Genomic DNA, 17,227 nt, shown 5'->3' on the forward strand with positions numbered 1-17,227 from the left:
TAGCATACTTAATTTCTAGCCATTATTAACGATTTTCTCTGGTATCTCCGGTCAACAACAAGATAAAATACTCGGGCTAAGATATGTGACGAGTTACCTAAAACCATAGGAAGTAAGTGGATATTTTTTGAACTATCTCCCTGTTTTCTCCCAGACCCGTTGTTAGCATGGTTAGCAGATAACAATTAAAAACATTATTACAAAATCCCTACAAAAATCCTTATAAGGAGCACCTATGACCGTTATGGAACATACAAAGGCTGCACAATTAGACCTAACCCAATACGGAATAACTAACGTAACTGAAGTGATACACAACCCAAGTTACGAAACGTTATTCGCTGAAGAAACACGCTCAGACTTAGAAGGCTACGAAAAAGGCGTAGTCACTGAACTGGGTGCAGTAGCAGTAGACACTGGTATCTTTACTGGTCGCTCACCTAAAGATAAGTTTATCGTTAAAGATGACACCACTCGTGACACACTATGGTGGACATCAGAGCAAGCGAAAAACGATAACAAACCAATTAGCCAAGAAATTTGGAACGACTTGAAAGCTCAAGTGAACAAACAACTTTCTGGCAAACGTCTGTTTGTATTTGACGGTTATTGTGGCGCTAACGCCGATACGCGTTTATGTGTGCGCTTTATTACTGAAGTAGCTTGGCAAGCACACTTCGTTAAAAACATGTTCATCCGCCCAAGCGATGAAGAATTAGCGAATTTCAAACCTGATTTCGTTGTTATGAACGGCGCAAAATGCACCAATACCAAGTGGCAAGAGCATGGTCTGAACTCTGAAAACTTCACCGTGTTTAACCTGACTGAAAAAATGCAGCTTATCGGTGGAACTTGGTACGGCGGCGAAATGAAGAAAGGTATGTTCGCAATGATGAACTACTTCCTTCCTCTTCAAGGCATTGCTTCTATGCACTGTTCTGCGAACATGGGTAAAGATGGCGACGTTGCGATTTTCTTTGGTCTGTCTGGCACAGGTAAAACCACGCTTTCTACAGATCCAAAACGCGCACTTATCGGTGATGACGAACACGGTTGGGATGATGACGGTGTGTTCAACTTTGAAGGCGGCTGTTACGCGAAGACCATCAAGCTTTCTAAAGAAGCAGAGCCAGATATCTACAACGCTATTCGTCGTGACGCTCTGCTAGAAAACGTAACCGTACGCGGTGATGGTTCTATCGATTTCGATGACGGTTCGAAAACAGAGAACACTCGTGTTTCTTACCCTATCTATCATATCGATAATATCGTGAAGCCGATTTCAAAAGGCGGTCACGCAAACAAAGTTATCTTCTTGTCTGCTGATGCATTCGGTGTGCTACCACCAGTGTCTAAGTTGACTCCAGAGCAAACTAAGTACCACTTCCTTTCAGGTTTCACTGCAAAACTTGCAGGTACTGAACGTGGTATTACCGAACCAACACCAACTTTCTCTGCTTGTTTTGGCGCAGCGTTCCTAACGCTACACCCAACTCAATATGCAGAAGTGTTAGTGAAACGAATGGAAGCCGTTGGTGCTGAAGCTTACCTAGTGAATACAGGTTGGAACGGTTCAGGCAAACGTATCTCTATTCAAGATACTCGCGGCATTATTGATGCGATTCTAGATGGCTCTATTGAAGAAGCGAAAACCAAACACGTTCCTATCTTCAACTTAGAAATCCCAACAGCGCTACCAGGTGTTGACCCAACAATTCTAGACCCACGAGATACTTACGTTGACCCACTACAATGGGAAAGCAAAGCAAAAGATCTTGCGACGCGCTTTATCAACAACTTCGACAAGTACACGGATAACGCTGAAGGTAAAGCTCTGGTTGCAGCAGGTCCACAACTAGACTAAACCTGAAAGCTAAGCTTTCAAGCTTAAAAAACTTAGCAAGCCCCTATTTTTAGGGGCTTTTTTGTTGAAGCGAATCGATATTTGATCAAAGCTGTTATCTTGTTCCGTTTAGCCGATACAAAGCCATGAAAAAGCTGTTAGCCCTAGGGATTGGAGTTATAGCCTTACTACTTACTTTAACGTTAGTAGTGTTTGGTGTTATGCACACCCGCTATTTCACGCCTTCAGCTCAGTGGCTAACTCACCAACTATGGCCAAATCAACTCTCGTTTTCTGAACTCGACTATGAATACCCAGCGCACTTTACTCTGCATAACGTAAGCATAGAAACCGATGTAAAACCTATCGCCTTTTCCAAAGTCGATATCTGGTTAAACGAAAAACTCATTAAGCAAGATAAGTTAGTCATAGACAGTCTACTGCTCGACGGAGCTAACTTTTCCCAAGGCTTACCGGCCTCAAACTTCCTTCATAATCTAGAACTGAACCAACTTGCCCTCCACAACGTGGACTTTTCACAGCAAGGATTAATTGCACGCGGAGTCAATCTTCAGGTTAAACATCCTTCGTGGAACGATACTGAGCAATTACTGCCCTACGGTGAACTTCAGCTCTCTGCGGATCAGTTTTACTGGGATGGAGAAGCCTTCGATAAAATTCTGATTGACGCGGACTACAAACCATCCGACAGCACAGTATATGGTGCTTCATTCAAATGGCGAGGTGGCGACTTTTCAGGCCAAGCAGAACAATTTGAATCGGGATGGTCGCTCATCAATACCACCATCAGCCATTTAAGCCTGCCTGAATCCTTAAACAGCAAGGCTGATAAAGTATGGCAGCAAGCAATCAAATACATTAGCCACATTAACAGCTTAGATATTCTTAACAGCCAACTTAGCGTTGCTGGATTCGCTTTAGAGAACTTAGCAGCATCATTGGAGAACCTTTCCCTTAATAAGTCACTCTGGCAACAAGACAAAGGCTATTTGTCGTTAAATGCCGATTCCATTTCGTGGAAAGGCACACAATGGATTGAACCCAGTATTAAGCTCGATTTTTCAGACCAAACCATTTCCATCAGCGATTTTTCAACAGAAATTTTGCAAGGCAGCGTGCGCTTATCTGGGACAGTGACACCGAATAGCGTTCACTTTAAACAGCTCAATGTAAGTGGTGTTAAGTGGTTTGCAGAATCACAACAAGACCTAGCCTGGATACCACAACAATGGCCACAGCTCAATAATCTGACCATAGACAGCCTAAACATCAATAACTTGCAACTCATTCAGCTCATCAACAAGCCATTTTGGCAACTGTCAGGTTTAACCGTTGAAGGCTCAGCAACTCAATTGGTTAAAAACGCACAATGGGGATTGTGGAACGGTGAGCTCAACATGAGTGCCAACAGTGCAAGCATTGGTGAGCTAGTGAGCACACAAGGTGTCATTGAAATGAGCAGTGATAAAGGTAAGTGGCAACTAGAGAGAGCCTTTATTCCACTTGAAAAAGGTTATCTTGAAGCGAATGCGAGCTGGGACTTCTCGCAACCTAGTGCCCCTTGGTCTTTGACTGCACATGCTGATGGATTACCGTTTCCGGTTATCAATCACTTCATCAAACTGCCTGTCAAAATTGATGCTACAGCTGAGTTTGATATCAATGCTGAAGGCTTAGCCGGTGACTATTCGATGCTAGCCCACTCAATCTCAGGAGAGCTCAACGCGAGCTTGCGAGATGGAGTTATGAGTATTCAAAGTCCAAATTCTCTCGTCATTCAGCCTTTTGAAGTGGATAACCTCAAGCTTATGGCTGATAGAGGGCGAATCAGTCTTGCTAAGACTGCCTTGAAAGGTGCAGGTTTGGAAGCTGACATCGTTGCCCAACTTGATTTGGTGTCACCTCAAGAAGGGCAATTTGAAATTAATGTCGCACAGGGCTGTGAGAAAGTGAGTTATGACTTAATTGGCGACAAACAGGATTTTCAACCTTGTTCAAATTAAACCCAACGATTTAATGAGCGCCTGCTTTCTTCAGGATCTCTTGATAGTTGGGAATCAGCATATATGTACCGACAAAGGCCACCGCCTCAATATCGCCACTCGATATGTTCACATTGACCACAATACGAGCTTTACGACCTGAAGCTAAGCGATCCAAATCACCACTAATACCATCCAAAGACGTTGAAGCAACTGGATTATGAACAACAGGGTGACGGTAACGAATACTGCTATCCACCAGCACGATATCCCCTTCTAAGCCACGCTCTCTCATCAGAAGCCATGCCATCCCCCAACCGGTTAAAGTTGCTAAGGTAAATGCTGAGCCAGCAAACATAGTGTTATGAGGATTCAGGTTTGGGTTTATTTGCGCACAGCACTGGAATTGATAGCCCGTATATTGCTGAACCTTTATACCCATTTTGTCACTGATAGGAATTTGAGTAGCCCAACGCTCCTGAAGCTCCGTACACCATTCAGGTTTGCGTAACACATCAGCCATTGGATCGAGATGTTTAACCATCTGTTGGTGACGAACAGGCCCGCGCTCATCGTTCAATTCGCCACGACGTTCAAAGCCATTCTTTTCATAAAATGAAATCGCATCTTCCCGAGCATTACAGACCAGACGCTTTGCACCTTCCTGACGAGCCAATGACTCTAAAGCGACTAAAACTAACGACCCCATACCTTTGCTGCGACGTGTCGATTTTACTGCCATATAACGAATTTGACCTTCGCTGTCTGGTGTAATGTATAGACGACCGATTGCGATAGGTCTTCCTCTACCATCGACAATCATTCGGTGATGACTCATAGGGTCATATTCGTCGCGCTCAGAGCCGATCGGCATTCGCCAAGGCTCTCGCAACATCTGCCAGCGGAAGTGGTAATACTTATTGAGCTGATTATCCGTAGTCGGCGTAATAAGTTTAAACATAGATTCCGTTCCTAAAATTTATACCTGCAACCAGAACGTTACAGGCCCATCATTGACCAGTGAAACCTTCATGTCTGCAGCAAAGCGTCCTCGCTCTGTTGGCAAAACACCTTCACATAAGTCAGAAAAATAATCGTACAGACGCTCAGCGTCTTGTGGGTGAGCACCACGAGAAAACCCCGCACGTGTCCCTTTTTTTGTATCAGCTGGTAGCGTGAATTGAGAAACAACTAACACGCTGCCTCCCACATCTTTCACACTTAAATTCATTTTGCCAGCTTCGTCTTCAAATACTCGGTAGGAAGTCACGCGCTCCATCAAACGCTTAGCTTTCGCTTCGTCATCTTCACGCTCAACACCTAACAATACCAATAAGCCTTTTTCGATTTCACCGACTACTTCACCGTCGACGCGTACTGCAGCTTCACTTACTCGTTGAATCAACGCTATCACTGGAATTCTCTTCCTTGTCATCACTTGAAAGGGAACACGAGTTTAGCACGTCTTCTTCTTCACTCCAGCACTCGCGCTCACCTAACGCAGCCGTGACTTCTGCCCCAATCAATACGATCACCCAGCACAAATATATCCAGACGAACAAAATTGGTATTGCAGCCAGCGCCCCATAAATCAACTGATAAGAAGGGAAATGGGTGATGTAAGCGGCAAACGCCTTTTTACTTAGCTCAAACAGAACAGCTGCCACCAGCGCACCAGCAAGAGAATGATAAATATAGACCTTTTTATTGGGAACTAATAAGTACAAACCCGAAAAAGCGAAAAATGAGAGTAAGAACGGAAGCCAGCGCAAGAACAGGGTATAAACGCCAACCAGAGCCTCACTATTGATGATTTTAAGCGAAGTGATATATGACGTCATCGCGATGCTTGCACCCAATAAGAGAGGTCCCAGCGTCAATATCATCCAATACATAGAAAATGAGAAAACCACGCGGCGTTTGTTCTTCACTCGCCATATGTAATTTAAGTTCTTATCAATATTGGAAATCAGCATTAGTGCTGCAACAAACAAAAACACACCACCCACGGCAGTCATTTTCGCAGTGTTGGCGATGAACTCAGACAAAGCGGTACGCACAGCTAAACCCGCAGCGGGAACAAAATGCTCTATCACGAAATCTTGCAGCACCTCACCCACGTTAGAGAAGATCTCAAAAGATGACATGATAGCGAGTGATACAGTGAACATCGGCACAATAGAAAGCAAAGTGATGTAGGCCAAATAGCCAGCGTTTACATTCACTCGGTCATGCTTGACTCTCAAAAGCAGGTAACGGCTAAACGCAAAGCTCTGCCTAGCTAAGTACGGTAAGTTCAACATACTCTCCTAAAGGTGGGATTTCACATCACCTGTTCATTTTAAGCGATGAAGTGAAAATTTGCTTAACTCATTGATTCATTATTACTTTGCCAAGCTATTCTTACATACAAACGACAAAAACAAAAAGCCCCGAACTTTAACAGCTCGGGGCTTTGGAAACGTTAGCAGTTAGAAATCAATTAACTACGAGATGCACGTTTACGGTCGTTTTCAGTCAGGTGACGTTTACGAACACGAATGCTCTCTGGTGTTACTTCTACTAGCTCGTCGTCATCGATGAACTCTAGAGCTTGCTCAAGTGTCATAGTGATTGGCGTAGTAAGTACCTGCGCTTCATCCGTACCTGATGCACGCATGTTAGTTAGCTGTTTACCTTTAAGAGGGTTTACTGTCAGGTCGTTGTCACGGCTGTGAATACCGATAACCATACCTTCGTAAACTTCCACACCATGGCCGATAAATAAACGACCACGATCTTGCAGGTTGAACAGTGCGTTTGTCAGTGCTTTACCAGCACCGTTAGAAATCAGTACGCCGTTAACACGCTGACCAATGTCTCCACCTTTGTGTGGACCATAGTGATCAAACGTATGGTATAGAAGACCAGAACCCGAAGTCAGAGTCATGAACTCTGTTTGGAAACCAATCAGACCACGAGAAGGCATGATGAAGTCAAGACGCACACGACCTTTACCGTCTGGAGACATATCTTTCAACTCGCCTTTACGCATGCCGATTTTCTCCATGATACCGCCTTGGTGCTCTTCTTGAACGTCGATCGTTACAGTTTCAAACGGTTCCATTAGCTGACCGTCTTCTTCTTTCAGAATTACTTCTGGACGAGATACTGCAAGTTCGAAACCTTCACGACGCATGTTTTCAATCAGAATAGACAGGTGAAGCTCACCACGACCAGACACACGGAACTTATCTGGGTCTTCAGTTTGCTCAACACGTAACGCTACGTTGTGCACCAATTCTTTTTCAAGACGCTCTAGAATGTTACGTGAAGTAACAAACTTACCTTCTTTACCAGCAAACGGAGAGTTGTTTACTTGGAAAGTCATAGTAACCGTTGGCTCGTCAACACTCAGTGCTGGAAGTGCTTCAACTGCGTTCACATCACAGATAGTGTCAGAGATTTTAAGCTCACCAAGACCAGTAATAGCAACGATATCGCCAGCAGTTGCTAGATCTGTTTCAGAACGTTGTAGACCTAGGTAGCCTAGAACTGTACCTACTTTACCGTTACGTTTCTTACCGTCAGCACCAACAACAGTCACTTGTTGATTTGGTCTTACTTTACCACGAGTTACACGACCAACACCGATTACACCCACATATGAGCTGTAATCAAGCTGAGAGATCTGCATTTGAAGTGGGCCGTCAAGATCAACTTGTGGTGGCTCAACGTTGTCAACGATAGCTTGGAACAATGGTTCCATGTTCTCGCCAGTTGCGCCTTCTTCAAGAGTAGCCCAACCGTTAAGAGCTGAAGCGTAAACAACTTGGAAATCTAACTGTTCGTCAGTTGCACCTAGGTTGTCGAATAGGTCGAACACTTGGTCCATAACCCAATCAGGACGAGCACCTGGACGGTCAATTTTGTTGATAACAACAATTGGTCTCAAGCCGTGAGCAAATGCTTTTTGCGTTACGAAACGAGTCTGTGGCATTGGGCCGTCAACCGCGTCAACGATCAAACATACGCAGTCAACCATAGACATGATACGTTCTACTTCACCACCGAAGTCCGCGTGTCCCGGAGTATCTACGATGTTGATGCGGTAGTCGTTCCAGTTAATTGCTGTGTTTTTAGCAAGAATTGTGATACCACGTTCTTTCTCGATGTCGTTCGAGTCCATGACTCGCTCTTCGATGTCACCACGTGATTCTAACGTACCAGATTGCTGGAGTAGTTTATCAACAAGGGTAGTTTTACCGTGGTCAACGTGCGCGATGATCGCGATATTTCTTAATTTATCTATCTGTGGAGTAGCCATGGAATTTGCTTCACTTATATACACAAAATGGCCCGCCTTTACACGATGTAAAGACGTAGCCTTAAATTTGGTTCAAAAAACGGGCAATAATGTACCAGATTTTGGCGAAAAACCTAGGAATATGTGATCCATCACGCTGATTTTCACTCTATAGAGCCTAGTCGTTAAACTGATTTTAAACAAACCGTGACAAATTAAAGTTCATACAATGGAAAAAAGTGAGTGAATCATTGTGTGAATAGTGTACGCTTTGATAGAAATTGGTGCACTGCACAACCAGATGCACCAATTTAGTTCACTCAAGGATCTTTTTGGTGCACCAGAAAGCACCAAAAAAAACATAATGCTAGTAACTCATTGATATGTATTATCTAAAATGTTTGGCACGAATATCGCAAGCATGTGACCAACATCGATTAAGATGGGTTTAAGCACCGATTAATGCAAGAAACTAATTTTGATTCGAGCCCAAATCGCTTTATTAACACTGGAGGTTATCCGAGATGTCAGTAGAAAACGTACTATCGCTGATTCAAGAAAACGAAGTTAAGTTTGTGGACCTACGTTTCACAGATACAAAAGGTAAAGAGCAACACATTTCGATCCCTGCTCACCAAATTGATGCAGACTTCTTCGAAGATGGCAAAATGTTCGATGGTTCATCAGTTGCTGGCTGGAAAGGTATTAATGAATCTGACATGGTGATGATGCCTGACGCTTCATCTGCTGTGCTAGACCCATTCACAGAAGAATCAACGCTAAACATCCGTTGTGACATCCTAGAACCTGCAACAATGCAAGGTTATGACCGTGACCCACGCTCTATCGCAAAACGCGCTGAAGAGTACATGCGTTCAACTGGTATCGCAGATACAGTTCTAGTTGGTCCAGAACCAGAATTCTTCCTATTTGACGATGTTAAGTTCTCAACTGACATGTCTGGTTCTTTCTTCAAGATCGACGACGTAGAAGCGGCATGGAACACTGGTACTGAATACGAAAACGGTAACAAAGGTCACCGTCCAGGCGTTAAAGGTGGTTACTTCCCAGTAGCTCCAGTTGATTCATCTCAAGACATCCGTTCTGCTATGTGTCTAATCATGGAAGAAATGGGTCTTGTTGTTGAAGCGCACCACCACGAAGTTGCAACTGCTGGTCAGAACGAAATCGCAACTCGTTTCAACACGCTAACAGCTAAAGCTGACGAAATCCAAATCTATAAATATGTTGTTCACAACGTTGCACACGCATTTGGTAAAACAGCGACTTTCATGCCTAAACCACTAGTTGGCGACAACGGTTCTGGTATGCACGTTCACCAATCTCTAGCGAAAGACGGTGTTAACCTATTCGCTGGCGACAAGTACGGCGGTCTATCTGAAACTGCTCTATTCTACATCGGCGGTATCATTAAACACGCTCGTGCACTGAACGCACTGACTAACCCATCGACTAACTCTTACAAACGTTTGGTTCCTCACTACGAAGCGCCAGTTATGCTTGCTTACTCAGCACGTAACCGTTCTGCGTCTATCCGTATCCCAGTGGTACCAAGCCCTAAAGCACGTCGTATCGAAGTTCGCTTCCCAGATCCAGCAGCAAACCCATACCTAGCGTTTGCAGCAATGCTGATGGCTGGTCTTGACGGTATCAAGAACAAGATCCACCCAGGCGAAGCTATGGATAAAGACTTGTACGATCTACCACCAGAAGAAGAAGCAGAGATTCCAAAAGTTGCAGAATCACTACAACAAGCTCTGCAATACCTAAGTGATGACCGTGAGTTCCTAACTGCTGGCGGCGTATTCTCTGATGACTTCATCAACTCTTACATCGAGCTGAAGACTAAAGACGTACAACGCGTGAACGTAGCAGTTCACCCACTAGAGTTCGAACTATACTACTCAGTATAAGAATTCGCTTTAACGATATATCAGGCTCGCCTCGCAGGCGGGCCTTTTTTCTATTCTCAGATACGAAATTCTCACTAGCATAAAGAGTATCCAACTTGGATAACATCGTATCGGAGAACACATTGAAAAATAGAATATTTTTACTGCTTCTTTTGAGCGTAACGACTTCAGTTGCAAGCAAAGAAGTCTACACATGGGTAGATGATTCTGGTGTACAGAATTTCAGTGATACCCCACGCCCAGATTCAGCCCAGCTATTAATTCCTAATATAAAATCAGACACAAATAGCGCTTTATCGACTAAGACTCTATCTGCTCCACAGTCCAAATCTACCAACAACCAAGAAAGAGCAGTTCCACTCGTTATCGACACCCTATCGCCCAGTGATGGTGAGACCATCCGTAACAACAATGGCGAAATCAGCGTAAATATCGGGTTGAGCAGAGCCCTTTCCGACACAGAACTACTACAATTATTGATGAACGGACAGCCCGTTGGTGCACCAAGCACCAAAACGGTGTGGCATTTAAAAAACCTCGACAGAGGTACTCATCGCTTTTCAATTCAGGCAGTTGGAAGCGGCAAGGTTATTGCATCTAGCTCTGTAGTAACGGTGTATCTACATCGGGCGTCCGTGAATTAGTCGATAACCTACTAATTAGCCTGATATCACAAAGAGTTTTTCTTTTTCTTTGCATACCGTTGCGCCATACTTGACATTTATATGCACCAAAAAGGTGCGTTGCATTATTTTGGAACACGGACAAGGAAGAAACTGTGAATGCAGAACTGAGCCACACTATTTTAAACAACGTCGTAACGGCCACTTTAATGTTGGACGAATTGTTGTGCGTCCGTTATGCAAACCCAGCAGCTGAGCAACTGTTCGCTCAAAGTGCCAAACGCATTACCAACCAACCGCTTTCTAAGCTGATTCAACACGCGTCTATGGACTTAGCGTTGCTCACCCAGCCATTACAAAGTGGACAAAGCATTACTGACAGCGATGTGACTTTTGTTGTAGACGGAAAACCGCTGATGCTTGAAGTCACCGTTAGCCCAATGTCTTGGGAAAAAGACTTGTATTTGTTGGTGGAAATGCGCCGTATCGGTCAGCAAAGACGCCTCACTCAAGAGCTAAACCAACATGCCCAGCAACAAGCAGCGAAATTGTTGGTTCGCGGATTAGCCCATGAAATTAAAAACCCGTTAGGTGGCTTACGCGGGGCGGCTCAGCTCTTAGAGCGCATGCTTCCTGATCAAAGTTTAACCGAATATACCCAAATCATTATTGAACAAGCTGACCGTTTAAGAGCTTTAGTTGACCGATTACTCGGCCCCCAAAAACCGGGCAAAAAGAAATCAGAGAACCTGCACCTTATTCTAGAGAAGGTTCGTCAGCTTGTTGAACTTGAAGGTGGCCCGGAATTGGTCATTGAACGCGATTATGACCCGAGCCTACCAGACATAGTGATGGACACCGATCAAATTGAGCAAGCTCTGCTTAATATCGTCAGTAACGCAGCGCAAATATTATCGAGTCAAAAACACCAACAAATTACGCTGCGCACAAGAACTGTCCATCAAGCAACTATTCAGGGCCAACGACATAAGTTGGTGGCCAGAATTGAGATTATTGACAATGGTCCGGGCATTCCTATGGAACTGCAGGACACCTTGTTTTATCCCATGGTCAGTGGACGCGAAGGCGGCACTGGACTTGGGTTATCAATATCTCAGAACCTGATCGACCAGCACAATGGCAAAATCGAAGTAGAAAGCTGGCCAGGTAGAACTACATTCACTATTTATTTACCTATTTAGACACATTAGTCACAAGGTTTGCTGTTAAGGAATCAAACTATGAGTAAAGGATACGTATGGGTTGTCGATGACGACAGTTCTATCCGCTGGGTTATGGAGAAGACCCTTTCATCAGCCAATATCAAATGTGAAACCTTTTCCGATGCAGAAAGTGTTTTAATGGCATTAGAGCGCGAAACGCCTGATGTGTTAGTTTCCGATATTCGCATGCCAGGTATTGACGGTATAGAGTTACTGAATCAGGTACACTCACGTTCACCAGAACTGCCAGTCATCATCATGACTGCGCATTCTGATTTGGATGCCGCCGTTAACGCTTATCAAAAAGGCGCATTTGAATACCTACCTAAACCGTTTGATGTTGATGAAACACTGACTCTGGTTGAACGCGCCATTGCCCATGGGCAAGAGCAGCGTAAAGAGCAATCTAATCGACTAGAGCAATCTTATGACTCTCCAGAGATCATCGGTGAAGCACCGGCAATGCAGGAAGTTTTCCGCGCAATAGGCCGTTTGTCTCGCTCTTCCATTTCTGTATTGATTAACGGTGAATCGGGTACTGGTAAAGAGTTGGTTGCTCACGCTTTGCATCGCCACAGCCCTCGAGCTCAGAAACCCTTTATCGCTCTTAACATGGCTGCGATTCCAAAAGATTTGATTGAATCAGAGCTGTTTGGTCACGAGAAAGGTGCCTTCACCGGCGCTAACAACGTGCGCCAAGGTCGTTTTGAACAAGCAAACGGCGGTACTTTGTTCCTTGATGAAATCGGTGACATGCCGCTGGACATTCAAACTCGTTTACTTCGTGTTTTAGCCGATGGTCAGTTTTATCGAGTAGGTGGTCACTCAGCCATAAAAGTGGATGTTCGAATCGTCGCAGCGACCCACCAAAATCTAGAGAAACTGGTTCACCAAGGTAAATTTCGTGAAGACTTGTTCCATCGTTTGAATGTAATACGTATTCAGATCCCATCTTTACGTGAACGTCGTCAAGATATCGAGAAGCTAACTCAACATTTCCTCGCACTTGCCGCTAAAGAATTAGGTGTTGAGATGAAAACTCTTCATCCTAAAGCTGTAGAAATTCTTAACCGATTAGACTGGCCAGGCAACGTTCGCCAATTGGAGAACATGTGCCGTTGGCTAACCGTAATGGCTAGTGGTTCAGAGGTTCTACCAAGTGATCTTCCTTCGGAATTAATTTCAGAGAAGAAGAGCGTTGACTTTGAAAATGACACAAGTTGGCAAAAACAATTGGAGTCATGGGCCAAATCAGCACTTGCATCGGGAGAAACTGAAATTCTTTCGTACGCATTACCTGAATTCGAACGTATACTTCTAGAAGCAGCACTACATCATACGAATGGTCATAAACAAGATGCTGCAAAAGTACTAGGCTGGGGTCGTAACACGCTTACAAGGAAACTCAAAGAGCTATACTGATTTTGAATCTGAAAGGCATCTGATGAGCCATTTCCTGTAAGTATTGGAATAGTGCTTTTATTAAGATCAGGGATATGCCTTTTAAGAAGCAAATAAAACTAAAAACAGCTGTATTGCTTCCGTTCGTGATCATTTTCATGGTCACGTTCGGTGTCATTGCTTTTGTCCAAAAAGCCAACTATGAGCAGATGGTTCAAGATATCAGTAGTAAACAACTGACTTATCTCACCAATAACGTAGAACAGCGCCTCTATAACTTCCTCGAAGAACCTTTTCTCGCGAACTTAAACTTGAGCCATAACCTTGGCTTCAGCCACCTTTACCAGAAAGGTAATACGAAAAAAATCGAGGATTTTTTCCTTTCTAATTTTTCAGATCTTTATCCATCTATTTCACAAATGGATGTGATTGGATTTGGCGGCATCAATGCTGAGTACGTCGGTTTCCGAAAAGAGCTCGACCAAAGCTATACTTTGATGGTGCAAGACCGAAGAACGCAAAACAAATTAGTCATCTATCAGAATGAAACCATGAGCAATAACATTCGCTCAGTGATAGAAAACTATGACCCTCGAGTACGTCCTTGGTATACACCGGTGGCTGAAAATCACAAGCCTATGTGGTCTTCAATCTATACCAACGCCGATGAACGACAAGATATCACTCTCTCTTCACTGAGCCCTGTGTTTCAAGATGGACAGTTTGTAGGGGTTTCAGTGACTGACGTGAAGATTGATACGTTCAATGCTTTCTTGCGTGAGATGAAACATCAAACGGAAGCCGACCTCTACATTTTTGACCAAGAACACCGCCTAATTGCACATTCAAGTGCCGGAGGAGTCGTTTCTTGGGGTACGAGCTTATCTCCTAAAGGCACCCGCTTGTTAGCAACCGAAAATGCAAGCCCAGTTGTCAAAGCCAGTGCACAACATTTCAAAGAGTTGGAGCTAACTTCAGACGATTCGACTCAGAATTTCGTTACTTATGTCAACGCTGATCGCTATTTCAATAAAGTAACCTCATTTGAAGATGAATTTGGCTTGCACTGGTATATAGGTGTATCGATTTCAGAACCTAAGCTACTAGGTGAAGTTCCATATAACCAACGCAATGCTTGGTACATCGGGCTGTTGATCAGCCTTCTCGGTATAGGTATTGGCTATATAGCCTTCAATCGAATTACCGCGCCGATTACATCGACGGCATCTGCTGCTCAACATTTAGCTCGAGGTGATTGGACAAGCCCAATGCCGAAATCCGGTAATATTTACGAGACGAGCTTACTGGTACACGCTTTTAGTGAGATGGCAAATAACCTAAAAGCTTCGTTTAAAGCGCTACGAACGCAATTGGTGTATGACTCTCTCACTAAGCTTTATAGCCGTGAGGGTTTGGTTGAAAGCTGCAGTAATCTCAAAAAACTCAATGGATGCTTGTTCTTGATTGGGATTGATAAATTTAGAGATATCAATGACAGCTTAGGTCATCAATTAGCTGACCAACTGCTTATCGCGATTGCCCAACGACTAAAGAGCATCTTCGCATCAGATGCCTACATCGCGCGAATCGGTGGAGATGAGTTCGCTTTATATCTGCCTCTAGTTCAAGATGAACAAGAGATCCAAGACGAAGCTAATCGCATTCTTCATTTGTTTGCGACACCTTATCCAATGCCGAATGAACCGATCGCAGTGAATGTGTCTGTCGGTATAGTGCATAACTTTGATTCAACCAATATGACCGTTTGGCTAAGAAACGGAAGTATAGCTTTAAGTAATGCAAAATCAGATTCAACCCGCATCAGCTACTATGCTCCAGAAATGGCTGGTGTATCTCGCAAACGCACACAGATGGTCACTCAACTTAAAGTCGCTATCGAGAAACAGGAATTTGTACCGTTCTATCAACCTATCGTTGATCTTAATAGCGGAGAAGTCTTGGGGGCAGAAGCACTTGCTCGCTGGATATCTCCTGAACTTGGCTTAGTACCTCCTACAGAATTTATTCCAGTGGCTGAGGAAAGTGGCCTTATCAACACAATTGGTGAACAGATTCTTTTCCAAGCCTGTATCGATACAGTAAAAGGAATAGAAGAAGGCAAGTGGGCACACGATTTTCGCATGCATGTAAACTTGTCGGTAAGTCAGCTTTCCAGTTATCTGTTCTTACCGCAGCTAGAAGAAATTCTTCGGGTTACGCAACTGAACCCGAGTAACCTTGCTCTAGAAATTACAGAGTCAAAAATCGTCGATAACGACCCAATCATCTTAAACAATATGGTCGCTCTGAAGAAACTGGGTATACATATCGCTATTGATGATTTCGGTACTGGCTACAGCTCATTGTCCTACCTGCATAAGCTGCCCTTTGATTGCTTAAAAATCGATAGAGCCTTCGTTCTTCAGCTTAGTCACGATCATCTAGAAGAAAGTATTGTTGCAGCCATCATCAACATGATGAAAGGTTTTAAAGTTCATTTAGTCGCGGAAGGTATAGAAACCCAAGAGCAGGTTGACTTATTACATCAACTAAATTGCCCACAAGGTCAGGGGTTCTTGTTTAGTAAGCCAATTCCTTATCAGGAGTGGCCAACAAACTTAGTTAACATGAGGCAAAAAACAGCAAATTAGGCCCATTTTAGCTCGAACAGATACTGACACGTGCTACATTGGTTCTTATACTTCACCCAGATAAACAATGGGAATAGATAATGATAACCAAGAACTTACCATTAACGGATTTACACCGTCATTTAGATGGCAACATTCGCACTCAAACGATCCTAGATTTAGGAACAAAGTTCGGTGTAAAACTACCTGCGAGCAACATCATCGATTTAACACCTCATGTGCAGATCGTAGAAGCAGAACCATCATTGGTTGCATTTCTATCAAAACTGGATTGGGGTGTCGCTGTATTGGGCGATTTAGATGCTTGCCGACGTGTAGCCTATGAAAACGTAGAAGATGCGCTAAATGCTCGAATTGACTATGCGGAACTGCGTTTCTCGCCTTATTACATGGCAATGAAACACAACTTACCTGTTGAGGGCGTTGTAGAAGCCGTTGTCGATGGTGTAAAAGCAGGTATTCGCGACTTTGGTATCAAAGCGAATCTTATCGGTATCATGAGCCGTACGTTTGGTACTGATGCTTGTCAGCAAGAACTTAATGCAATCCTATCTCAACGAAATAACATTGTTGCAGTGGACTTAGCAGGTGACGAACTGGGTCAACCTGGTGAACTCTTCACTAGCCACTTTAAACAAGTACGTGATTCAGGTTTAAACATCACGGTTCACGCAGGTGAAGCGGCAGGCCCAGAGAGTATGTGGCAAGCGATCAAAGATCTTGGTGCGACTCGTATTGGACACGGCGTAAAAGCAATTCAAGATCCTAAACTGATGGATTACTTAGCAGAGCATAAGATAGGTATTGAGTCTTGCTTAACATCCAATATTCAAACCAGCACTGTTGAAAGCTTACAGAATCACCCTCTGAAACAATTCTTAGAACATGGTGTTCTTGCTTGTTTAAATACTGATGACCCAGCGGTTGAAGGCATTGAGCTTCCATACGAATATGAAGTGGCAGCTCCTCAAGCCGGTCTTTCACAAGACCAGATCCGCCAAGCTCAAATAAATGGCTTAGAACTAGCATTCTTATCTGACTCAGAGAAAGAAGAGCTAAAACAAAAAACAGCTTCTAGAGCTTAATTTCGATATGCCTCTTTACAAGCCGATGCCGTAGCATCGGCTTTTTTATACTTAGTATTTACCCCGTGTACTGGCGTAGAAAAAGAAGTACATAACCGAGTCTAGTCTAAAAGTCATAGAACTTATTCTTTAGAACAAACCGTGAGAATAGGTATTTCACTCAACCTCCGCGCTTTTCT

At 43.8% G+C, this 17,227-nt stretch carries 12 protein-coding genes; 8 read left to right on the forward strand and 4 right to left on the reverse strand.

The genetic code is table 11. From position 1 onward, the window contains the following. The first annotated feature begins 235 nt into the window (after positions 1-235). Both pckA and ACOSVQ_RS18995 read left to right on the forward strand, forming a co-directional pair. On the forward strand, positions 236-1,864 hold the full coding sequence (gene pckA / locus ACOSVQ_RS18990) for a phosphoenolpyruvate carboxykinase (ATP) (RefSeq protein WP_491984003.1): 1,629 nt from the start codon (positions 236-238) through the stop codon (positions 1,862-1,864). A gap of 125 nt (positions 1,865-1,989) precedes the next feature. After that, a complete protein-coding gene (locus ACOSVQ_RS18995; RefSeq protein WP_491984004.1) occupies positions 1,990-3,867 on the forward strand; it encodes an AsmA family protein in 1,878 nt (625 codons plus the stop codon). Positions 3,868-3,877: 10 nt separating this feature from the next. Here the strand turns inward: ACOSVQ_RS18995 and ACOSVQ_RS19000 are convergent, their stop codons facing one another. The 4 genes from ACOSVQ_RS19000 to typA all read right to left on the reverse strand — a co-directional run bounded on the left by ACOSVQ_RS19000 (position 3,878) and on the right by typA (position 8,152). Beyond that, on the reverse strand, positions 3,878-4,807 hold the full coding sequence (locus ACOSVQ_RS19000) for a bifunctional GNAT family N-acetyltransferase/hotdog fold thioesterase (protein ID WP_491984005.1): 930 nt from the start codon (positions 4,805-4,807) through the stop codon (positions 3,878-3,880). An 18-nt stretch (positions 4,808-4,825) separates the two neighbouring features. Further along, positions 4,826-5,260 (reverse strand): D-aminoacyl-tRNA deacylase, encoded by a 435-nt coding sequence (gene dtd / locus ACOSVQ_RS19005; protein ID WP_491984006.1) that lies wholly within the window; start codon positions 5,258-5,260, stop codon positions 4,826-4,828. Continuing rightward, complete coding sequence (locus ACOSVQ_RS19010) at positions 5,232-6,149, reverse strand: virulence factor BrkB family protein (protein WP_491984007.1); 918 nt, start codon at positions 6,147-6,149, stop codon at positions 5,232-5,234. Before ACOSVQ_RS19010 ends, dtd begins: the two co-directional genes overlap by 29 nt. Before the next feature lie 179 nt (positions 6,150-6,328). Beyond that, positions 6,329-8,152, reverse strand: a complete 1,824-nt coding sequence (gene typA / locus ACOSVQ_RS19015; protein ID WP_491984009.1) for a translational GTPase TypA — start codon at positions 8,150-8,152, stop codon at positions 6,329-6,331. 503 nt (positions 8,153-8,655) lie between these two features. Between typA and glnA the strand changes: the two genes are divergently transcribed. From glnA to add, 6 genes are all read left to right on the forward strand, one after another. After that, positions 8,656-10,065, forward strand: a complete 1,410-nt coding sequence (gene glnA / locus ACOSVQ_RS19020; protein WP_491984010.1) for a glutamate--ammonia ligase — start codon at positions 8,656-8,658, stop codon at positions 10,063-10,065. A 95-nt stretch (positions 10,066-10,160) separates the two neighbouring features. Further along, positions 10,161-10,709 carry a DUF4124 domain-containing protein gene (locus ACOSVQ_RS19025; RefSeq protein ID WP_491984011.1) on the forward strand — a complete coding sequence of 183 codons (549 nt, stop codon included), beginning with the start codon at positions 10,161-10,163 and terminating at the stop codon, positions 10,707-10,709. A 134-nt stretch (positions 10,710-10,843) separates the two neighbouring features. Next, positions 10,844-11,890 (forward strand): nitrogen regulation protein NR(II), encoded by a 1,047-nt coding sequence (gene glnL, locus ACOSVQ_RS19030; protein WP_165310011.1) that lies wholly within the window; start codon positions 10,844-10,846, stop codon positions 11,888-11,890. A gap of 39 nt (positions 11,891-11,929) precedes the next feature. Then, a complete protein-coding gene (gene glnG / locus ACOSVQ_RS19035) occupies positions 11,930-13,333 on the forward strand; it encodes a nitrogen regulation protein NR(I) (protein ID WP_491984013.1) in 1,404 nt (467 codons plus the stop codon). Positions 13,334-13,407: 74 nt separating this feature from the next. Then, the gene (gene gepA / locus ACOSVQ_RS19040) at positions 13,408-15,963 is read left to right on the forward strand and encodes a phosphodiesterase GepA (protein WP_491984015.1); all 2,556 of its coding nucleotides are present in this window, start codon (positions 13,408-13,410) and stop codon (positions 15,961-15,963) included. Positions 15,964-16,043: 80 nt separating this feature from the next. Then, positions 16,044-17,048, forward strand: a complete 1,005-nt coding sequence (add, locus tag ACOSVQ_RS19045) for an adenosine deaminase (protein ID WP_491984016.1) — start codon at positions 16,044-16,046, stop codon at positions 17,046-17,048. Positions 17,049-17,227 lie beyond the last annotated feature (179 nt).

This window comes from Vibrio sp. HM8-C (assembly GCF_058630515.1).